The sequence below is a fragment of the Chitinophagales bacterium genome (genome assembly GCA_017303835.1).
Classification (GTDB): Bacteria; Bacteroidota; Bacteroidia; order Chitinophagales; family Chitinophagaceae; genus JAFLBI01.
Genome location: JAFLBI010000001.1, coordinates 966,645 through 987,573, shown reverse-complemented (window position 1 = coordinate 987,573; position 20,929 = coordinate 966,645). Strand labels below are relative to the sequence as shown.

Genomic DNA, 20,929 nt, shown 5'->3' with positions numbered 1-20,929 from the left:
ATTGCCGTGCGTTTACCACTTGCATTTTTACAATTGATTCGCTGGCCCAACCTTGTTTTCATTGCCATTACACAGGCAATGTTTTACTTCTGTATTTTATTGCCGGTGATGCAGGCTGCTGGTGGTGTGGCTACTGTAAATACGACCATGCTGATTTGGTTAATTGCTGCATCAGTATTCATTGCTGCAGCAGGTTATATCATCAACGATTATTTTGACCTGAACATAGATCTGGTGAATAAACCGGATAAGTTGGTGGTAGAGAAAATCATCAATAGACGATGGGTAATACTCTGGCACCTGCTCTTGAGCTTGATTGGTTTATTGTTAAGTGGCTATGTGTCTATCAAACTTGATAGCTATTGGTTGGCCATTGCCAATGCTGCTTGCATTGTATTACTGTTTATCTATTCCATGAGTTTGAAAAAGCAATTACTCTCGGGTAATCTGCTGATTTCTTTACTCACCGCCTGGGTGATACTGGTATTGGCATTGGCGGAAATGCATTCTATTCGCACAGAGCCTGAAGCCATTCAGGAAGCGCACCGGAAAATATTCAGACTAGGTGTGTTGTATGCCGGCTTTGCATTCATCATCTCTTTGATCCGCGAAGTGGTGAAGGATATGGAAGATCGGGAAGGCGATCGCAGACACGGTTGCAAAACCATGCCCATTGCCTGGGGGATGAATGCCACCAAAGTATTTGTAGCGGTTTGGATCATTGTGTTGATGGCAGTACTTGTAGTCTTGCAAGTGTATGTCGTATCTCAATTCCAGTGGTGGATCAGTGCATTGTATTGTGTTGCAGCTATTGTGGTGCCGCTACTGATGGTCTTAAAAAAAATGTATCCTGCACAGTCGCCTGCTGAATTTCATCGCCTCAGCACCATGATTAAACTGGTGATGTTGACGGGTATTCTATCTATGATCTTTTTTTATTTTTATCTCTGATGCCGCAATATCCATCCATTATTCTTGCTTCACAATCGCCCAGAAGAAAAACCTTACTCGAATGGGCTGAAGTATCTTTTGAAGTAATTGTCAAAGAAACAGCAGAAGATTATCCAGCTGATTTAACCATACCTGAAGTGCCGGTGCATATTGCACACAATAAAGCGATAACCGTGCAGCAGCATGTGCAAACAGCTTTTCATGGGGTGTATAAAGACAGTATTATTCTTGCTGCGGATACCGTGGTGGTGCTTGGCAATACCATCATTGGAAAGCCAGCCAATCGGAATGAAGCCATTGCCACTTTGCAAGCTTTATCCGGTAATACCCATCAGGTGATTACTGGGGTGGTTTTATTGAAAGGAGAGACCCGTGTTGCTTTTGCAGATACCACAGAAGTGAGTTTTCACGAGATCACAGAAGAAGAAATTGCTTTCTATGTAGACAAATATCAGCCTTACGATAAAGCCGGTGCTTATGCCATCCAGGAATGGATTGGTGTTGCGGGCATCAAAAAAATTCACGGTGATTTTTATAATGTGATGGGCTTACCTGTAAGCAGGGTATTACAAGAATTGAAACGGTTTCAGTAATTTGTAGCATTAACCCCCGGTGAAGTATTTGCATAAATACATCACCATGACTGAACAATTACTCCAGTATATCTGGAAAAACCAGCTATTTAACAATCGTAATTTAACTACTGAGCAGGGAGAACCGCTTAGTATTCAATTTCCCGGGCATTGGAATTTTGATCAGGGGCCAGATTTTTTACTGGCGAAAATTACCATTGGCACAACCCAGTTTGTGGGCAATATTGAATTACACCTGCACGCCAGTGATTGGTTGCAACACCAACATCAGCATGATCAGCAGTACAACAATGTGATACTCCATGTAGTCTTGCATCACAATGCTCAAGTACACACAGCCAACGGTGCATCCATACCCGTTTTGGATTTGTCTTCTCGAATTTCAGGTATCCTGCTTGAACAATACCAATCCTGGATGCACTCTCCTGAAACCGTGCCATGCGGTGCTGCATGGAAAGATATTGCTCCACTCATCATGCAGTCCTGGAAGGATAGATTGATTGGTGAAAGGCTGATCAGAAAAACAGCCTCATTCAGGACAAAACTGCCTGATGTGTATCATTGGGATGAATTACTCTGGCGAATGCTTGCAGCTAATTTTGGATTGAAGGCAAATGCAGGTTTGTTCGAGGCAATTGCTGAATCGCTACCATACTTATTGATTGCAAGAAACAGACATGATCCTATGCTCTTGGAAGCTATGTTAATGGGGCAGGCACATTTATTGGATCAGCAGTTCGCAGATGCATATCCTATGTCGTTACAAGAGCAATACCATTTCTTAAAAGCAAAATATCATTTGGTTCCAGTGTCTGCCTATCCTGTTTTTCTGCGAATGCGGCCTGCAGCTTTTCCTACCATACGACTTGCGCAGTTGGCAGCTTTATTGCATCAACACCCGAATTTATTCAGTAAGCTTTTAGCGCTGCAATCAGTGCAGGAAATGCAATCCTTGTTTACCGTGCAAGCGGCTGATTATTGGTCGGCGCATTACCGGTTTGATGAAATGAGTGCTTATACTGTCAAGAAACTAGGTGCAGACATGATTGAAAATATTTGTATCAATACTGTTATTCCTGTTTTGTTTTGCTATGGTCAGGTTATGCAGGACGCTACAACCATTGAAAAAGCGATTGATTTCCTGATGCAGTTACCGGCTGAGGCAAATAAAGAAATCCGCTTCTGGAAGCAATTAGGCGTGAAGATGCAGCATGCAGGCGATACCCAAGCCATGCTGGAATTGCGCAAGCAATACTGCAATCAAAAGCGCTGTTTGGATTGCGCGCTGGGGCACGCCATTCTGAACCGTAATCCTGACAGGAATTAACAAATCAATGGCAGCGAATCAGCTGCCATTCGTATCTCACCAATGAAAAGCAACATCCAATTGAATATCCGGATGCAGGCTTTTTTCCACCGGGCATGAACGCGCGATACGTATCAATTGCTCTTTTTGTTCTTCACTTGCTTCAAATGTGGGTGAGAAATAAAGATGGCATTTGATACCGGAAATTCGGCGTGGTGCGTCACTGCTCATGATCTTGGTGATCTCAATACGGGTATTGTCGAAATTCAGTTGCATGTCTGCAGCGCGAATGGCCATGGTGGTGATCATACAAGTGCCATATGCTGTAGCCACTAAATCAGTAGGTGAGAAGCGTTCGCCCTTGCCCTGGTTGTCGGTTGGTGCATCGGTTTCAATACTGGTGCCGCTTTGCAGATGTGTGGCCTGTGTTCTTAAGTTTCCTTTATAAATTATCTCAGCAGTCATGCGCTATTTTTGTCTAAATTTACAAGCATCACCTCAATCTATGATCAGAAAGATCGGATTTGTCATCCTTTTAGTAGCATCTCTTCAGGTATCGGCACAGCGCCGTGAGCTGAGTGCAAAAGAGTTGAAGAAAATGGAGCGTCGTGAACGCATCAATCAACTCATCAAACAAGAAGAAGAGGGCGCACTGATTTACAATAAGCAAGGCATTTTTGGTATCCGCTTCAATACAGACGGCTATGGCATTATGTATGAAAAGGGCAAATACAAAACGGTTACCAAAACTAATTTGTGGTGGTTAGAGTTTGGTGAGCGCAGGCATAAAAAAGAAGAAAAATTAACCGTGGGTCAAGTGGTACTACCCGGCTTTATCATTGGCAATCCATTTATCTATGGCAAAGTCAATAATTTCTTCTACCTGAAACTCGGTTTTGGTCAGCAGCGATTGATTGGTGGCAAGGGAAATAAGAATGGTGTGGCTGTTTCTGCAGTGTATGGGGGCGGACTTTCTGCTGCTATCCTGAAACCATATTACATTGAAGTGGAAGATCCTTTGAGTGGACAATCCAAACAAATTAAATACGACAATACCAATGATGCCGAATTCCTGGATGCAAACAGCATTCTGGGTAGTGCCGGTATTTTTAAAGGCGTAGGTGAGTCGAAATTTCAGCCCGGTGGTCACCTGAAAGCCGGCGTTCGATTTGATTATGGTCGTTTCAATGAAACTGTTTCTGCCCTGGAAGTAGGTTTAAGGGCTGAATATTATAGCCAACCCATCAAGCAGATGCTCCTGCAGGAGGATAAGAAGTTATTCTGGGGGGCTTATGTAAACGTGCTGTTTGGCAGAAGAAAATAGTACTTTTGCCCGGCCCGCAACCTTTCATACGCGGGCTTGTTATCAGCTTTGTAACCATCAATTTAGCAGGATGCAGGAATTACCGGTAATTAGTGCTATTCAGGAAGAGAACAGCAGGGTAAAAAAGCCCAGCTGGTTGAGAGTGAAATTGCCTATCGGCGAAAGCTACAAACATGTACGCGGTCTTGTAGATACCCATAAACTCCATACTATTTGCGAAAGCGGCAATTGTCCCAATATGGGCGAATGCTGGGGCGAAGGCACAGCAACCTTCATGATCTTGGGTAATGTGTGTACCCGCAGCTGCGGATTCTGTGCTGTGGCTACCGGCAGACCGGAAGCCGTGGATTGGGATGAACCACAACGCGTAGCTGAAGCTATTCACTTGATGCGTGTAAAGCATGCTGTAGTAACTTCTGTAGACCGTGATGAATTGAAAGACGGTGGTTCCATTATTTGGTACAATACCATCAAAGCCATCAAGCAGTTGAATCCTGAGACTACGCTGGAAACCCTGATTCCCGATTTTAAAGGCAATGCTGATCAGGTGCAACGCATCATTGATGCTGCACCGGAAGTAGTGAGCCATAATATGGAAACGGTTGAACGCCTCACCAGACAAGTGCGTATCCAGGCCAAGTATCGCAGAAGCCTGGAAGTATTGCGTATGCTGAAAGAAGGCGGTATGCGTACCAAAACCGGTATCATGTTGGGTTTAGGTGAAACCAAGGAAGAAGTAATTCAATCCATGCAAGACTTGAGAGGTGTAAACGTAGATGTTTTAACACTCGGTCAATACTTGCAACCAACGAAAAAGCATTTGCCCGTACATCGTTTTGTACATCCTGATGAGTTTGCAGAACTGCGTGCTATCGGTTACGAACTTGGATTCGATTATGTGGAGAGTGGTCCACTCGTACGTTCTTCATACCACAGCGAGAAGCATGTGATTCCAGGCTATGGCAGAAACAAATGGCTGGAAGAACAGGCATTACAAACTGTGTAATGCGTTCCCTGCTACTCACTTTATACATTGTCTGTTTTGGGTGTTATCTCTTATTCTCCCGGCAGCCCGACTATCTGGATGGAGAACAATCTCCTGCTATCATTGAATTGCGCAATGCCATTCCTTATGCGGTGTATGTACACAATAGCAAAACCTATGCGGTGGATGCACGATATCCATTAATCTATCCAACACAAGGCGAAAAACTGACCGTAATTTTTGAGACAGGTACACCAGAAAAAGCAAGCGTGTACAGGCTTTGGGGTTATTGGTTTAAGTGGGATGAATTGCTGGGCTCACTGGTTTTGCTGGGAGCCATGTTTTTGATTGCAGTATCAGTTACCAATCAGCCTACACCGGAATCCTTGATGGAACAATTGAGCTGGCAAGAAGAAGACAAGCCCAAGTACGATGCCTGATTATTTCAGGTAACGTTTGATTTCTCTTTCGGTATCTCTTGATTTGATGGTCTCACGTTTGTCGTGCAGTTTCTTACCCTTACCCAAACCAATTTCAACTTTAGCCAAATTCTTCTCGTTGAAAAAAACACGCAGTGGTACAATCGTTAAGCCTTTTTCTTTTAATGCAGCTTGCAGTCTTTTCAATTCTCTTTTGGTAAGCAGGAGTTTTCTGTCGTGCACTGCAATATGGTTGTTCACGGTACCATGTGTGTATTCAGCAATGTACAAGCCACGAATCCAGAGCTCACCATCATCAAACAAACAGAATGCATCGTTGAAACTCACTTTGCCATCACGGATGGATTTCACTTCAGTACCCAGCAATACAATGCCCGCCACATATTTATCTTCTATGTGGTAGTTAAACCGGGCCTGTCTGTTGAGCATTTCTTTCGCTGCCATAAAAAAGCAATCCCGCACGCGGCGGGATGCAAAAATACAAGCTTATTGCTGCTTAATGTTTGAAAAGAATAATCAGCTGATGAATCTTGTCTTTCAGCTGGTTTCTGTCTACGATGAAATCCAGGAAACCATGTTCCAACAGGAACTCACTTTTCTGGAAACCTGGCGGCAGGTCTTTCTTCGTTGCTTCCTTGATCACACGCGGACCGGCAAAACCAATCAGTGCACCGGGTTCAGCAATGTTCAAATCGCCCAGCATACCAAAGCTCGCAGAGATACCACCGAAAGTTGGATCTGTGAGCAAAGAGATATAGGGCAACTTCGCATCACTTAACTGAGAAAGTTTACCACTGGTCTTGGCCAATTGCATCAAACTGAATGCACTTTCCATCATACGTGCACCACCACTTTTGGAGATCACGAGATAGGGGAGTTTGTGCTCAATGCAATAATCAACAGCACGGGAATATTTTTCACCCATCACACTACCGAGAGAGCCGCCAATGAATTCGAAATCCATACAAGCTACCACAATCAACTCGCCATTCACCTTACCCACAGCCACTTTCATGGAATCGTGCAGTTCAGGTTTTTTGGCGTGGATTTCATTCAATCTTTTGCCGTAAGGTTTCAGATCAGTAAAACCCAAGTGGTCTGTGCTGCGAATATTCGAGAAGAGTTCTTCGTACTGATTATTGTCGAATAAGATTTCGTAATACTCATGACTGCCAATGCGGTGGTGGTAATTACACTTCGGACAAACAAAGCGGTTCACCTTTAATTCGTTGGCAGTACAGATATAGCTACATTCCGGACACTTGCTCCACAAACCTTCAGGTGTCTCTTTCTTATCGGATGTAGAAGTGGTAATACCCTTTCTGAGTCGCTGAAACCATTTTGCTTTGGCCTCTTCATGCGCACTGGTCGATTCCTCACCGGAGAGGCTATGATCAAAGTCTTCCTTGATAAAGTCTTTGTCTTTTTTCATCTAATTCTGGTTGGGCCAACGAAGGTAGGGAAAAACAGTTTTTGAAAGGCTTTGCAAAGGCCTGAATGTGGAAATCGGGATAAAAAGAAAACCCTGCCAAGAAATTGATTCTGACAGGGTTATCCATGATGTCTTAAGCTATACCCGTAGGGGCGATAGCAGCATTAAGCGTTTCTATTCACGCAGTTCAGGTCTTCGAAAGCAACTTCCAGACGCTTGATGAAGTTTTCTTCGCCTTTACGCAACCAAACACGTGGATCGTAATGCTTTTTATTGGGTTTGTCTGCGCCTTCAGGGTTGCCCAGCTGACCTTGCAGATAGCCTTCATTTTTCTTGTAGTTGTTGAGAATACCTTCCCAGAATGCCCACTGCAAATCGGTATCAATATTCATCTTGATGGCACCATAGCTGATGGCTTCGCGAATCTGGTGCTGAGGAGAACCTGAACCACCATGGAATACGAAGTACACAGGCTTTTTGCCAGTACCCAGTTCTTTTTCAATATAATCCTGACTGTTCTTCAGAATCTCAGGGCGCAGTTGCACGTTACCCGGACTGTACACACCGTGCACATTACCAAAAGCAGCAGCAACAGTAAAGAGTGAACCTACTTTGCTCAGCTCTGTGTAAGCATAAGCAACGTGCTGTGGTTGTGTATAGAGTTTGTCGTTTTCAACATCACTATTGTCAACGCCATCTTCTTCACCACCGGTAACACCCAATTCAATTTCGATAGCCATACCCAATGGCGCCATACGCTTGTAAAATTCTACTGATGTATGGATATTCTCTTCAATGGGTTCTTCGCTCAGATCCAACATATGGCTACTGAACAAAGGCTGTCCTTTTTCTTTTTTATATTCCTCACCTGCATCAATCAAACCACTGATCCATGGCAACCATTTTTTTGCTGCGTGGTCTGTATGCAATACAACGGGCACACCATAATATTTGGCTACGTTGTGGATATGCAATGCACCGGAAATAGCACCGCGGATATTACCCTGCAACTGGTCATTTGGCATACCCTTACCGGCAATGAATTGTGCACCACCGTTAGAGAATTGAATGATCACAGGAGAGTTTACTTTCGCAGCCGTTTCCAGCGTTGCGTTAATGGTATTGGTACCAATGGTGTTTACTGCAGGTAATGCAAATTCGTTGGCTTTGGCATCATCCAAAAGTGCTTTCAGTTCTTCGCCGTACAATACGCCGGCTCTGTACTTACCCATGTGTTAGGTTTTTAAAATGAATAAACTGTTTATTGCTGGCAAGCAAGCATTTATGCTGGCTAAGATACAGAAATTCCCTTGCGGAAAACTGATCATTGTCAGGTTGCACGAAGTCCAAGCTGCTCGCGTAATACATGAAAATAGGCTGGTGCATGTAAGAGCCTGCTGCCATACCAACTGAACATTTCGCCATCTACCAATAACACTTGCACACCCGGTAATTCTGCGCTGATTTCAGCAATATGTTTTTCCTTGAAAGGGAAGGGCTCACTACTTAATAGGACTGTGTCTGCACCGCTGTTTCGAATATCTTCCAGCGTGATGGCAGGGTAGCGTTGCTGATGTGCAAACACATTTGTACAGCAGCAGTATTGCAGCATATCGCTGATAAACGTATCTCCACCTGCAGTCATGTAAGGATCGCGCCAGATAAGGTAAGCAGCTTTTCTTTGAGTAGTTCCACTAAGTGCTGCAAAGGAATTGTTGATTTGTTCTAGAATAGTTGTTGCAGTAGCTGCTGTATCTGTTAATGCGCCCACTGCTTGAATCATGTCAAGTGTTTCAGCTAGATTGCTGATATCGCTGGTCCAGACAGGAGCGATGTTGCGCAAAGCTTCTACTTGCTCCTGTATATTTTCTTCTTTATTGGCGAGAATCAAATCGGGCTGCAAAGCTTCTACCGCATCCAGTTTCACTGTTTTGGTTCCACCCACACGTTGTTTACTACGAAACCATGTTTTTGGATGCACACAAAATTTGGTGATACCCACTACGCATTCATCCAAACCGAGGTCGTACAACAATTCAGTTTGTGAGGGAACGAGCGAAACAATCCGTTTCGGCACATGGCTGAGCGAAATGGTATAACCCGTCTGATCAGTAAACTGCGGCATGTTTATTTAGCAAGGCTCTGGATCACATCGTATTTGGTAACGATATGGAAATTGCCGGTTTCATCCTTAGCCAAAACTGCACCATTTTCTTTGTTGATGAGACTGCCCAATCTTTCTACCGGTGTATCATAATCCACCACAGGGTAGGGATGCTCCATCACACCCACAACAGGTTCGTTGCGGATTTCAGGATTGTTGAAGACCTTCATGAACAAACCCACTTCGCTGATAGAACCCACATTGTTTTGCTCGCGCATCACAGGAATGTGTTCGATATCGTATTTCTTCATCAGGTCAACTGCCTGTGCTACGGTATGCTCTGGAGAAACAGTGATGAGTTTCTGCATCGGACGTGCATTCACGATATCCTTGAATGTTTTCACATCTAAGAAGCCGCGCTCCATCATCCATTGGTCGTTGTAGATTTTGGCTACATAGCGACTACCATGATCGTGGAAAATGCAGACCACCACATCGGTAGGTTTCAGTCTGTCTTTGAGCTGCATCAGTCCTTGCAAACAGCTGCCGGCACTGTAGCCACAGAACAGACCTTCTTCCTTGGCCAGTCGGCGGGCCATCACGGCACCGTCCTTATCGGTCACCTGCTCAAAATGATCCAGTACACTTACATCGTAGTTCTCGGGTACAAAATCCTCCCCAAAACCCTCACTGATATAGGGGTGTACATAGCTCATATCAATCTCACCAGTCTTAAAATAATTTGTGAGCAAACTTCCATAAACATCTATGGCCCAGACTTGTATGTTCGGATTTTTCTCTTTTAAATATTGTGCTGTACCCGTAACCGTACCCCCTGTGCCTGCCGTACAAACGAGGTGGGTAATCTTACCTTCGGTCTGTTCCCAGATCTCTGGTCCGGTGCTTTCATAGTGTGCCAAACGGTTGGCAAGGTTATCGTACTGGTTGCAATGGAAGGAGTTGGGAATCTCTTTGGCAAGCCTTCTGGCAACTGAGTAATAGCTGCGCGGATCATCGGGCTCCACATTGGTGGGGCACACGATTACCTCAGCGCCAACTGCTTTGAGGATATCCATTTTCTCCTTGCTCTGCTTATCGGTTGTGGTGAATATGCATTTGTATCCTTTCACGCAGGCAGCCAATGCCAGACCCATACCGGTATTACCACTGGTGCACTCGATGATGGTGCCGCCAGGCTTGAGTTTGCCCTCTTTCTCTGCTACTTCCACCATTTTCAACGCCATACGGTCTTTGATGGAGTTACCGGGATTGAAATAATCTACTTTGGCCAGCACGGTGGCAGGTATGTCTTTGGTAATCTTGTTCAGCTTAATCAGGGGCGTATTGCCAATCGTTTCCAGAATATTATTCAACCACATAAAAACTAACAGTTGTTTGCGCGCAAATATAGCGGATAGGGGCGTCTCAATAGGCGTTTGCTGTGTAATGTTGAAAACAAAAAGTGCCTGCACTGCTGAACAGTACCGGCACTTTCGGTTGCTTGCCCTCAACTCGTTTAGAAAGTCTTCAGAATCGTAAAGACTTCAGTCTTATTATCGGCCTTTTTGCTAGGCGTATCATCTTTCACGATGCTTTCATCAGCAGCATTGGTATTGGATAAATAACCAATAAAAGTAGCAGGTACTAAGGCGATGATAGCGCTTACGTAGATGGCGAAGATTGTCTTTTTCATAAAATCTATTTTTAAATTTTTTGGTGTTTGTTTCACATTGACAACACAAAGATGGGGAAATATTTGGTACTATGCAACACACAGTACCATCTTTAAAAAGGTAATTTAGTAAGGCTATTAATGGGTTAAGTCATTATGTATTGATAATGAATAAGTTGATTCGATTTAGGTAAGTGCCAAAGCTGAATAGGAAATGATGAGCGGTCAAATAAGTTGACAAAAATCTTGAAAATCAGAAGGAGAAAAGGAGAAAATCCAGCATTAGGCCTGAAAACTGCCTGCAATTTGACCGCACAAATCGGTCTGGATCATTTTTTCCGCGAGGCGGATCATGTTCATGAATGCCTTGGCATTGCTGATGCCATGGCCAATGATCACTGGCTTGGCTACACCTAAAACGGGTGTGCCGCCATAGTTTTCGTAGTGGAAGCGGCTGAAATACGCATCGTCCTGCAGGTTGCGCTGGCAGGCAATATCATAAATAGACTCCGCCATTTTGAGGATGATATTACCGGTAAAGCCTTCGCAGACCATTACATCGGCTTTATCATTGAACAGGTCGCGGCCCTCAATATTGCCAATGAAATGGATGCGGCTGTTCTCTTTCAGGAGTGGGTAAGTGGCTTGCGCCAAGATATTGCCCTTGCCTTCTTCTTCACCCACATTCATCAAACCGGTTTTGGGTTGATCAATGCCGAGGATATGCTGCGCATACAAACTACCCAATACGGCAAACTGGTTCAGTTGCTCGGGTTTGCAATCGGCGTTCAGGCCAACATCCAGCAATAAGCCGGTACCGCCAGAGAGTTTGGGGAAGACTGTGGCAATGGTAGGACGGGAGAGTCCTTCAATAGGCTTGAGGCTGTACATCGCACCCACCAGCATAGCACCTGTATTACCTGCACTGATGAATGCATCAATCTTTCCGGTTGCCAGCATGTAAAAACCGATGGCAATAGAAGATTGCTTTTTTTCTTTCAGGGCCTTGGTAGGGTGCTCGTGGTAGCCGATGACTTCGGCAGCGTGTACAACGTGAATATTGGGATGATTCAACTGATGCTCGTCTAGGAGCGATTTCAGCTGTGCTTCATCACCGATACAAAATAAATGAGCCGGACCATTGTTACCCGACAAATATTGTTGCAGACCTTGAACCGCCTCTAGCGGTGCAAAGTCGCCCCCCATCATGTCAAGTCCAATGTTCATGTCCGGCTAAGCAGTATGGTTATACTAAAGGATTAAGCTTTCAGGGGTGCTTTTTCAGCCACCAGTTTACCCTTGTAGTACAATTTACCTTCGCTTACATGTGCACGATGGCGTACATGTGTTTCGCCGGTTGTGCTGTCCTTGCTCAAAGTAACAGTCTCAGCTTTGTAGTGTGTTCTTCTCTTAGCGCTGCGCTGCTGAGAATGTCTGCGTTTAGGATTCGGCATAACTCAAATTTTAATGGTATCCTTTGTTATTGATCTAAGTCTTTAAATTTTTCCAGTCCTTTCCAAAGCGGGTTGGTTTCCTTCATCACTTCATCTTCCATCTGCTTCAGCTTTTCTAACACTTCCTTGTTGCAAAGCGGTCCGCCATATTGCTCTTCCGTACACATTTTCTGCATCGGAATGCTCAGGTTGATGAATTCATAGAGCCAGTCGGCCAGGTGCAAATGACTTTCGCCGCGACTGATGTAGTACACATCAGGATCTTCTTCCTGCTCATTCATTGCCTCGGGCTCTTCCACCATTTTCACTACCAGGTTAAATTCATCCCAGAGTTGTTTGGTAAGGGTGTTCCCGCAACGGTCGCAAATCACATCAACGCTGCCGCCAACATCAAATTGCAACTGAATAAAGCCGGTTTTCTTGTCAAGGCTGAGTTTTACGTCGGCCTTGCAATTAACAAAATCCTGCTCCCCGTATTCTGTAAAGAACTTGTCGTCTATCCTATATTCGTACACATGAACACCTGGTTTCAAACCCACAAACGCAATATCAAACTCTCTCCGGTGGCTCATGGACGGTTTTTAGGGTTGGCAAAGGTAAGTGCTCTGTCTGGAATGACAAAGGAAAATGGCGGATTTGATTCATCCACACCTGTTGAAAACCCCTGAAACCATGAACAGGAGCAAAATTAGCCGAATTCTCGTCTGGTCAGTCACCCTCCTTGGATTGCTAGGGGTGAGCCTGGCCGCCCGCCAACCCAACTGGGTGGAAGCTCAGTATAGTACGGGTGTGTATCCTTTTATTGGTCGGTTTTTACGGAGTATCACCGGAATTTTTCCCTTTAGTGTGGGGGATGTGCTCTATGCTTTTTTGACTATCGTATTGATTATCATTGTTTTTCGATTTGTCCGACAGGTTTGGCGCAAAGAACTCAAAAAGCAGCTATTGCTGAAACAGGTTGGCCGATTGGTGCTGATTTGCTGCTGGGTCTATATTGCTTTCTATGGTATTTGGGGACTGAACTATTACCGAGCAGGCATTGCGAGTCAGCTGAAGCTGCAGGTAGACAGTAATTATACCAAGACCGAGTTGGAAGCGCTACGCTGCGATTTGGTGGCAGACTTGAGCAGGCTGAGAAGACAAATTAGTGTTGATAGCGCATTGCCCATGCCGAAAGGCGATTTGTTGTTGCAAGCCCAGACTGCTTATCAGAAAGCTGAAAAAATCTATCCTTTTCTGGCTTACCATAAACCTGCAGTGAAGAAAAGTCTGTTTGGTGCTTGGGGGAAATACGCCGGTTATCTCGGTTATTTCAATCCCGTAACTGGTGAAGCCAATTTGCGTTGGAATGTGCCCGATGTGACTAAGCCTTTTACGATATGCCATGAAATGGCGCATCAGTTAGGTTATGCCAGCGAAGACCAAGCCAATTTTGTGAGTTACTTGGTTTGCATGGCCAGCGATGATCCCTATTTTCAATATGCAGCTTTGCTGGATATCTATTCCTATCTCTTATCGGAACTGATGTTTAAAGATGTGGAGGGTTATTTTCTGCATGGCCGACAAAGATTGGAAGAAATGGATCCATTGGTGTTGCACGACCGCAAAATGATTCGCCAGTTCTTCCGTGGAGAAGAGAACAATGTGGCACCGGTAATTTCTTCTATCTATAATCAATACTTATTAGCCAACGATCAATTAAAAGGCGTGAATAGTTACAATGATGTGGTGGCTTGGGTGTTGGCGTTGAGGAAGAAGGGGCAATCGTCAAACGTGAAACGTCAATCGTGAATATTTAATCAACAATTGAAAATAATCAATCGACAATCATCAATCTTTATCGTTTCGTTGCAATTGCTTCCGCCTCACTGATTTTGGTACATCCGGTTATATTGCGAATAAACAAAACCCCATCATACACTTTGTGCCAAGGGTAGATATGATTCATGTGCTGGGTTAGCTCTAAAGAGCCCTTCATGGAAAACTCGGTATCTTTTTTATGCTGTTGATGAAACAGCTTCCAGTCGGTGAAAGCAAAAGCCCAATCCTTATTGATCCAATTTTCATAACTGTTGCGCAAGGGTTGTTGTGCTTGTATGGGAGATTGCACAGAAGCGGTCCAAACAGAAGTGGCATTGTAGGAAGTAATACCCAGTGCATAATAACTGAAGGGATTCAAGTTGGGATTACCGAGATAATGCCCCAACATGCGTGGATTGTTTTCGCTAAGCGATTTGGCAATATGGGCATTGTGTGCCCATACAATGACCTTTTCATTGGGGTATTGGTGTTGCAGCAACCATAAGAGGTTTTGAAACATCTGCCGGTCTCTGTACACATGCTTGGTAGCAGTATCCATTTTCTGTTGCAGCAGTGGCAGAATATTGCGGAAAGATGCTTCTACATTGTTGAGGATATTGATTTCTGTTGCATTGAGCCCTTGCAGTGTTGTGTTTTTCAGTAACGCAGTTAAAGCAGTTAAGCCATTTTCGCAACCGGTGGGATTGGCTTTTTGTTCATTGAAAAATGTGGTGTGCAAATTGTCTAAAACGGTCTTTGCATGGATAGAATCCTGCGAAGTAGTGATGAGTTTAGACAGGATGCTTTGTAGTTGACCGGGCAAGTGGGTAAATGTGTAGGGACTTTGATTCTGACAGTCCATACCTGCAATGTGTAGTGGGGTAGCAGTAGTTTGTGTTTGTGCAATATAGCCGTAGAGAAAGGGCGCCGCGCTTTTGCACCAGGCCCATAAACCCAGGAGATTGTGGTAGATAAACTTGTTGATGCTGTCTGCAGGTTTGTTTTTCACTTGCGCAAATCCATAAGTGAGGCCAAACCCATCACTTTCAAACACAATGAGGTTAAAGCCTTTTTGTTCGTGTAAATAACGGATGAGTCTGCCCTTGGCTTCAAAGCTGGTGGCATCTCCATGCATTTGCTCGCCCAGTGCTACAATGCGGGCATCGCCAATGGCCTGCCCAATGGGCTCTAGGTCTGTGAAATCATGCTCCTGAATATTGATATGCTTGATGGGCACTGAATTAGTCTGCACATAGGCTTTAACGTATTGCTGGCCGTAGCAAACACTATTCAACAACAAAATCAGTAATAGGGGCAGCAGTTTGCGGGAGGACATGTATTAAAGGATCAGTAGCTAATTTACATAACGAGAAGCACTTTTAATGATTCGTTATTACAATTGTTAATTGCTTAAGGTTGATTATAACTATCTATGAAATCTCGTTTAATCAGAAGAAGCTGTAGGGTCAGGAATACACTCGTTTCTAACCTTGATGTGATAGGTTTCTAATTTATTTTTAAAGGCTAACCAATCTTCGTTGTGAAGTGTGCATGCCGGAAAAAAATTGTACTTAAAGTCTTTTGTGATGACGCGTAAACAATTAGGCAATTTCCCTTTGGTCTCAAATACGATTTCTTTCAATTGATCAATCCTATAGGCTTTTCTTATCCAGAAGAAATTATGATTGCGAATGACAAGATAATTATCCGAGACCTCAAAATAATACATTTGATAAGAGAACAGCATAAAGAAGACTACTGAAAAGCCGGTGATATAAGGCAGTCCTTTTAAGTTTAAAGGGCTAGTGAAAATGAAAAATTTTAAATTGATAAAGATAATAAACGCCCAAAGTAGAATTCCCCTGAAAGATGTTAGCTGATTTCCTTTAAAAGTGTCAAAAAAATCTAATGAGGGTTTATCCTTGTCAATGAATGTATTGGGACTAGTAGAGAATGGCTTCTTATCGATAATAACCATTTGGATGAAAGATTTTATCTCCCAAGTATTTGCATACATGTCATCGAATATGACTTTGGTTGTGCCGTTTTTGAAACTGAATGCAGCTGATTCTGCGTAATCTTTACCAATAATCGATGGGACTTTTCTCTTGCCTACAAGCTCAATCTCTACCATATCTGACCAGAATAGTTCTTCACGATTTATTGTGATGGAGTGCGCATTCACTTTTATGATAGGCGCATTTTTAAATTGAGCATATATAAAATAAGGTACACTGCAATACGCCAGAATACTAAGCACAAGCAATAAATAATCTTTAGGGTATAAATAGTTATTACTCCTTTGTTCTAAAAATCCGTTCAAGAAAAGAGTTGCCATTAATAAAAACAAAAGGCAAATGATTACTAAAGCCAGATAGAACTTTATGCTATGTCGCTTAGATATAATTTCTGCCATAAAGTTATAGACGGGTATTAGGTATTGCTATCTGTCGGTATACTAATGTCTTTCAACTTCTGCAGCAGTGAAGCAGGCTCAAAGGAATATGTGTAGCTGCTTCATTTAATCCATGAATTGCTAATAGTCAAAAATCAATCAACAATAATCAATTGTCAATTTAAAATTGATTCTTCCACATCATGCTCTCAATAGGCTTATCGGGCTGCTGGCTATACTTGGCGTTTTTCTTTTGGTTGTAGGCCACTTCAATAGGTCCTTCTACTGGGAAATAAATCAACTGGCCAATGGGCATGCCCTTATACACTTTCACAGGCTGCTTTACGGATATTTCCAAAGTCCAGTTACCACAAAAACCAACATCGCCCTTACCGGCTGTGGCGTGGATATCAATACCTAAACGACCGGTAGAAGATTTGCCTTCTAAGAAAGGCACATGTGCATGGGTTTCGGTGTACTCTTGGGTTACACCGAGATAGAATACGTGGGGGTATAAAACAAAGCCCTCATCCGGTATCTCGAAATACTCGATCTGGTTGTGTTGCTTGGCATCCAGAATGTGGTTGGTATAAGTAGCCAGCCATTTGCCAAGGTGCACATCATAGCTATTACTACCGAGGCAGCTTCTGTCGTAAGGCTCAATCTTAATGGTGCCCTTGCTGATTTCTTCCAGTATGCGGGAATCGGAGAGGATCATGTTCGATTCAGTTGATTTTGTACGAATTAATGGCAAATAAATGAGTAATCGCGCAGGGAAAAACAGATATTCGCGCATGCCTCTGTTTTATCAACAAGATATCAACGCGAGCAGCCGTTTGGCCGTATGGAAGCTGGAAGAAACGGAAGATTTTTTCAGCACCACCGTGCCTTTGCAGCGAGAGATTTCGCATCCGCACAAGCGCTTACAGCATTTGGCCGGACGATACTTGTTGCGCTATTTGTTTCCTGCATTTCCTTACGAAGAAATCCTGATTGCGGATACACGCAAACCATTTTTACCTAGCGAGGCATTTCATTTTTCCATCTCGCATTGCGGCGATTATGCAGCAGCTATTGTGAGTACCAATCATCGCGTGGGTATTGATATTGAAACTTTCACCGAGCGGGTACACCGCATCAAACACAAATACCTGCATCCACAAGAACAGCGTTTCGTGAATACTTTTCCGGCAGAGCAGCAGACAGCTTTGCTCACATTTTTGTGGAGTGCCAAAGAAGCCATGTTCAAATGGTGGGGCAATGGCGATGTGGATTTCAGCGAAGCGCTGCGCATCATGCCCTTTGCTTTAAACGAGCAGGGTACCATGGATGCCATGTTTTGGAAAGACGAGGTACAGGAAAAACTCTTATTACATTTTAGGCAATTGGGTAAGCAGTCGCTTGTGTGGACGGTCACGCCGGTTTAATACACAGAATTACTTTTCGATTTAGGTAGAATCAACAGACTCTTGCGCAACATTTGTTTCAATTGCACTTTCACCAATTGGCCCATGGTCTTGGCTTTCAGGAAAAGCGGTTGTTGAAAGTAGGCACTGAGTTCTTCCTTGAGTTGTTGTGTTTTCTCAGGTGTAGAGATTTGGTCAATACCCATTAAGTCCAACAATTCTTTCACGCGATAGCGGGAAGAAACCAAACGCCAGGCGATCATGGTTCTTTCTTCTGTTTGGTATTGGGCGATGGATTTTTTGTCGAGGTGTTGCATCACCGTTTCTACATAGGGATTGTTCTCTTTGAAAAACTGCGGCAGGTATAGGCTCTTTCTGCCTTCATAACTCTGCTGATCAAAATCAATCGCGCGAATGCGGTATTGAAAGTCTTCAATGTCGGGAATAATGCTCACTACAAAATTGTACGCACGCATATCGCCCAGTAAATGCACAAAACAGCGTTCATTGAATTTTACAAACTCTTTTGCCAAACGAATCTTATTGGTATTCTCGTTTTGCAGGTATTCCTTGATGAACAGATCGCCGGGCACACCGGGAATATGTTCTTCAATCAGGGTGTTGTGGTCGGTAAAGAAAGTAATGTGGTTAGGAGAGAGGATATGCTCTAATTCCAAACCATAAATACGATTGGCGTCTGCTTGTTTGATATAGTAATGATCGTAGTTATCATTAAACTTGTTGACGATGCGGATGCGGAAGGGCTGACTATTACCGAAATAGCAGAAATCAACACGCGCCACATCCAAGTGATTGATGAAGCTGAGATCACCTTCCGTTTTTAAGATCGCATAAATCTTCACCAAGTTCTCGCGCAGGTATTCCCAGTCCTGCATATCATAACTAGCCGTTTCCCAGGAAGTGGCTTCACCTTTTTTATTCTTGAGTGGAAGGGTATAGGTAAAGCGTAATAAATCTTTATAGGTGAGTGGCAATTTTACTTCGCGGCCATAGCGCGTGAGGTATTGTCGCAACTGCGGATTCACCGGAAAAATGGGTTTCTTTCTCGATGGTTTATCGGGCTGGTTATCGGTATTCAGTTCAATCATGCATCCAGTTGTGGATCGATGTCTTCCAATAAATTCAGGTTTACTGCATCTGCACCGGCAATGCCTTCTACTGAGCCTTTGATATGCGCTGCGTTCAACAATACTTTTTCCAATTGCTTTTCACGCAGCTTCCAAAGTTTTTCCATGGCATCTTTCTCTTTCTGTATGCTGAGTTTCATGGCCATGAAGCCTTCTCTAATCGCCTTCCATTGTTCACCAAATTCGTTGCTGGTGAGGTAATCGTAGAGCATCACCATTTTGTCGCCCTTGTTCTCTTGGCTCTTGCGTGCATCAAACAATTTAAGAATGGCATTGCGCAGTAAGAGTGCCACGCTGCGTACTTCCGCGAAAGTGCAGATATAGACGCCATCTTTTTCACCAAAGCGTTCCATGTCTTTGGGGAGAGCTTGCGTCACAATCACCGCCACATCGGCACCAAGGGTGCGCATATCTGCTTTGAGTTTTTCAATCCAGTCGTTGGCAAAGTCTTTGGTGCGTTTACTTTCATAAATGATCTTACCAGCTTCCTGACCAAAGCTGTTGTGTACGATCTGGATACAATCAGCACCGCGTACACCTTTGCCCACTTCTTCAATTTTGTCGAAAGGAAAAGTTGTGTGCAAAATTTCTTCCAGCATCAATTCCTGTACTTCACCTTGTAATTGCATGCTGCCTTGTTCGGCCTTACGCTTCATTTCTTCGGCCAGTTTTTTCTGGTCGTCTAATTGCTTCTGCAGCTCACGCAGTTGTAATTGGTGTTCCTGTTCTTTGAGGCTGCGTTTTTCCTGTTCCTCTTTTTGCAATTGTTCTTTGATGCGTTCTCTTTCTTCTAATACTTTTTTCTGTACGGATATTTCCAGTTCCTGTTCTTTATTTTTCAGTTCCTGTTGCAGGCGCATCATGTCCAGCTCAATCGCCCTTGCTTTTTTCAGCTGTTCTTCTTTTTGCTGATTGTCTTCCTGTAGCAAGCGCATGCGGTTTTCAAAATCCTGTGCCAGTTGCTGACGCATCTGTGCTTCCTGCTGTTGTATGGCTTGTTGTAATTGCTGCTTGGCTTCTGCATCTTTTTGTTGCAGTTGTTGTTGCAATTGGGCTTCTTTGAGCTTGAATTCTTCTTCTTTCTTGCTTTGCCATGCGGCGGCTTTGGCGTTTAATTCTTTCTGTACCTCTTCCCGAAATGCGTCGGTAGGTTCAAACTGGTGACTGCAATTGGGGCAAATGATCAATCCTGACATATCCTCGCTGAATTTGGCTACAAATTACAGCAATTGTGGGGAGTTGCGTGGATGTGTTTGTGTTGAACAGTTTTAGCATTAAGAGCTGAGATTTTATGTATCCCCCGACTAAAGTCGGGGGTAATGAAGAAGCGTAGTTTGGTTTTAGTATACCGGGGACTTAAGTCCCTGGAAATAATTAGGATGAAGTTTGCGGGTATTTCCCCGGACTTCAGCCTGGGGTGAATATCATTTTTTGATCTGGCTTTACCGGACGCTGAAGGCGTCCAATATGAATAGGATAGAGCGGTAAACGAAATCACAACCCTGAAGGGGTTGAATATAATTTACAATAATCGCGGTGGGGACACCGCGATGGGCATTATACACAAGATTACTTGTGGCGATCTTAACGGGAGGTCTTACCCAAAGCCCTTCCCGAACCTTTGGTTCGGTGGGCGTTTTGCTCTAAGCGAAGTGATATAGACAAGATTACCTTCGGTGATCAAGAAGGAGGTCTTACTCAAAGCCCTAACCCCGCTTTCAGCGTGGAGGCTTTTTTCCTTGTCTGCTTAGCACAGCAAGCTTTGCACGCATCCAATAAAAAAGCCCTCAACACTTCCTGTTGGGGGCTTTGTGCCCAGGACAAGATTCGAACTTGCACGCCCTTTACGGGCACCACCACCTCAAAGTGGCTTGTCTACCAGTTTCAACACCTGGGCAACCGGGCTGCAAAAATAGGGT

23 protein-coding genes and 1 tRNA gene are annotated in these 20,929 nt (G+C 43.9%); 8 read left to right on the top strand and 16 right to left on the bottom strand.

Annotation, left to right across the window (positions count from 1 at the left end):
- Positions 1-6 precede the first annotated feature (6 nt).
- From J0L83_04445 to J0L83_04435, 3 genes are read left to right on the top strand one after another with little or no spacing between them, the layout of a single operon-like run.
- Entirely contained in the window at positions 7-951 is a 945-nt protein-coding gene (locus J0L83_04445) for a geranylgeranylglycerol-phosphate geranylgeranyltransferase (protein ID MBN8663796.1), read from the top strand.
- Positions 951-1,544: a septum formation protein Maf gene (gene maf / locus J0L83_04440; protein ID MBN8663795.1), complete on the top strand. Its 594-nt coding sequence runs from the start codon at positions 951-953 to the stop codon at positions 1,542-1,544. The genes J0L83_04445 and maf overlap by 1 nt, the downstream gene beginning before the upstream one ends.
- Positions 1,545-1,590: 46 nt before the next feature.
- On the top strand, positions 1,591-2,871 hold the full coding sequence (locus J0L83_04435; GenBank protein ID MBN8663794.1) for a DUF2851 family protein: 1,281 nt from the start codon (positions 1,591-1,593) through the stop codon (positions 2,869-2,871).
- Between the two features lie 36 nt (positions 2,872-2,907).
- On the opposite strand, the gene J0L83_04430 is transcribed toward J0L83_04435, so the two are convergent.
- Positions 2,908-3,315, bottom strand: coding sequence for an OsmC family protein (locus tag J0L83_04430; protein MBN8663793.1), 408 nt, complete (start codon positions 3,313-3,315; stop codon positions 2,908-2,910).
- A gap of 40 nt (positions 3,316-3,355) precedes the next feature.
- Here J0L83_04430 and J0L83_04425 point away from each other — a divergent pair, with 40 nt between their 5' ends.
- From J0L83_04425 to J0L83_04415, 3 genes are all read left to right on the top strand, one after another.
- Positions 3,356-4,174, top strand: coding sequence for a hypothetical protein (locus J0L83_04425; GenBank protein ID MBN8663792.1), 819 nt, complete (start codon positions 3,356-3,358; stop codon positions 4,172-4,174).
- A gap of 70 nt (positions 4,175-4,244) precedes the next feature.
- Positions 4,245-5,180 carry a lipoyl synthase gene (gene lipA / locus J0L83_04420; GenBank protein ID MBN8663791.1) on the top strand — a complete coding sequence of 312 codons (936 nt, stop codon included), beginning with the start codon at positions 4,245-4,247 and terminating at the stop codon, positions 5,178-5,180.
- Complete coding sequence (locus tag J0L83_04415; GenBank protein ID MBN8663790.1) at positions 5,180-5,599, top strand: hypothetical protein; 420 nt, start codon at positions 5,180-5,182, stop codon at positions 5,597-5,599. The genes lipA and J0L83_04415 overlap by 1 nt, the downstream gene beginning before the upstream one ends.
- Here the strand turns inward: J0L83_04415 and smpB are convergent, their stop codons facing one another.
- The 9 genes from smpB to J0L83_04370 form a co-directional block, all read right to left on the bottom strand.
- On the bottom strand, positions 5,600-6,043 hold the full coding sequence (gene smpB, locus J0L83_04410; protein MBN8663789.1) for an SsrA-binding protein SmpB: 444 nt from the start codon (positions 6,041-6,043) through the stop codon (positions 5,600-5,602).
- 52 nt (positions 6,044-6,095) lie between these two features.
- The gene (locus J0L83_04405) at positions 6,096-7,031 is read right to left on the bottom strand and encodes an acetyl-CoA carboxylase carboxyltransferase subunit beta (protein MBN8663788.1); all 936 of its coding nucleotides are present in this window, start codon (positions 7,029-7,031) and stop codon (positions 6,096-6,098) included.
- A gap of 164 nt (positions 7,032-7,195) precedes the next feature.
- A complete protein-coding gene (gene fbaA, locus J0L83_04400; GenBank protein ID MBN8663787.1) occupies positions 7,196-8,263 on the bottom strand; it encodes a class II fructose-bisphosphate aldolase in 1,068 nt (355 codons plus the stop codon).
- A gap of 98 nt (positions 8,264-8,361) precedes the next feature.
- Positions 8,362-9,156 carry an ABC transporter substrate-binding protein gene (locus J0L83_04395; GenBank protein MBN8663786.1) on the bottom strand — a complete coding sequence of 265 codons (795 nt, stop codon included), beginning with the start codon at positions 9,154-9,156 and terminating at the stop codon, positions 8,362-8,364.
- 2 nt (positions 9,157-9,158) lie between these two features.
- Positions 9,159-10,514, bottom strand: coding sequence for a pyridoxal-phosphate dependent enzyme (locus tag J0L83_04390; GenBank protein MBN8663785.1), 1,356 nt, complete (start codon positions 10,512-10,514; stop codon positions 9,159-9,161).
- Between the two features lie 137 nt (positions 10,515-10,651).
- Entirely contained in the window at positions 10,652-10,828 is a 177-nt protein-coding gene (locus J0L83_04385; protein ID MBN8663784.1) for a hypothetical protein, read from the bottom strand.
- A gap of 261 nt (positions 10,829-11,089) precedes the next feature.
- Positions 11,090-12,034, bottom strand: coding sequence for a phosphate acyltransferase PlsX (gene plsX, locus J0L83_04380; GenBank protein ID MBN8663783.1), 945 nt, complete (start codon positions 12,032-12,034; stop codon positions 11,090-11,092).
- A gap of 32 nt (positions 12,035-12,066) precedes the next feature.
- Entirely contained in the window at positions 12,067-12,261 is a 195-nt protein-coding gene (rpmF, locus tag J0L83_04375) for a 50S ribosomal protein L32 (protein MBN8663782.1), read from the bottom strand.
- 26 nt (positions 12,262-12,287) lie between these two features.
- Positions 12,288-12,833: a DUF177 domain-containing protein gene (locus J0L83_04370; GenBank protein MBN8663781.1), complete on the bottom strand. Its 546-nt coding sequence runs from the start codon at positions 12,831-12,833 to the stop codon at positions 12,288-12,290.
- A 100-nt stretch (positions 12,834-12,933) separates the two neighbouring features.
- On the opposite strand from J0L83_04370, the gene J0L83_04365 reads away from it, so the two are divergent.
- Positions 12,934-14,052, top strand: coding sequence for a DUF3810 domain-containing protein (locus J0L83_04365; protein ID MBN8663780.1), 1,119 nt, complete (start codon positions 12,934-12,936; stop codon positions 14,050-14,052).
- Between the two features lie 46 nt (positions 14,053-14,098).
- On the opposite strand, the gene J0L83_04360 is transcribed toward J0L83_04365, so the two are convergent.
- The 3 genes from J0L83_04360 to J0L83_04350 form a co-directional block, all read right to left on the bottom strand.
- Complete coding sequence (locus tag J0L83_04360) at positions 14,099-15,397, bottom strand: erythromycin esterase family protein (GenBank protein ID MBN8663779.1); 1,299 nt, start codon at positions 15,395-15,397, stop codon at positions 14,099-14,101.
- 108 nt (positions 15,398-15,505) lie between these two features.
- On the bottom strand, positions 15,506-16,477 hold the full coding sequence (locus J0L83_04355) for a hypothetical protein (GenBank protein ID MBN8663778.1): 972 nt from the start codon (positions 16,475-16,477) through the stop codon (positions 15,506-15,508).
- Between the two features lie 160 nt (positions 16,478-16,637).
- Positions 16,638-17,174, bottom strand: coding sequence for a dCTP deaminase (locus J0L83_04350; GenBank protein ID MBN8663777.1), 537 nt, complete (start codon positions 17,172-17,174; stop codon positions 16,638-16,640).
- 76 nt (positions 17,175-17,250) lie between these two features.
- Here J0L83_04350 and J0L83_04345 point away from each other — a divergent pair, with 76 nt between their 5' ends.
- On the top strand, positions 17,251-17,883 hold the full coding sequence (locus tag J0L83_04345) for a 4'-phosphopantetheinyl transferase superfamily protein (protein ID MBN8663776.1): 633 nt from the start codon (positions 17,251-17,253) through the stop codon (positions 17,881-17,883).
- Here the strand turns inward: J0L83_04345 and J0L83_04340 are convergent.
- The 3 genes from J0L83_04340 to J0L83_04330 all read right to left on the bottom strand — a co-directional run bounded on the left by J0L83_04340 (position 17,880) and on the right by J0L83_04330 (position 20,907).
- Positions 17,880-18,971 (bottom strand): hypothetical protein, encoded by a 1,092-nt coding sequence (locus J0L83_04340; GenBank protein MBN8663775.1) that lies wholly within the window; start codon positions 18,969-18,971, stop codon positions 17,880-17,882. The two genes, J0L83_04345 and J0L83_04340, sit on opposite strands and share 4 nt — an antisense overlap.
- Complete coding sequence (locus J0L83_04335; GenBank protein ID MBN8663774.1) at positions 18,968-20,206, bottom strand: DUF2130 domain-containing protein; 1,239 nt, start codon at positions 20,204-20,206, stop codon at positions 18,968-18,970. Before J0L83_04335 ends, J0L83_04340 begins: the two co-directional genes overlap by 4 nt.
- Positions 20,207-20,822: 616 nt before the next feature.
- A tRNA-Leu gene (locus J0L83_04330) sits at positions 20,823-20,907 on the bottom strand.
- Positions 20,908-20,929: the final 22 nt, after the last annotated feature.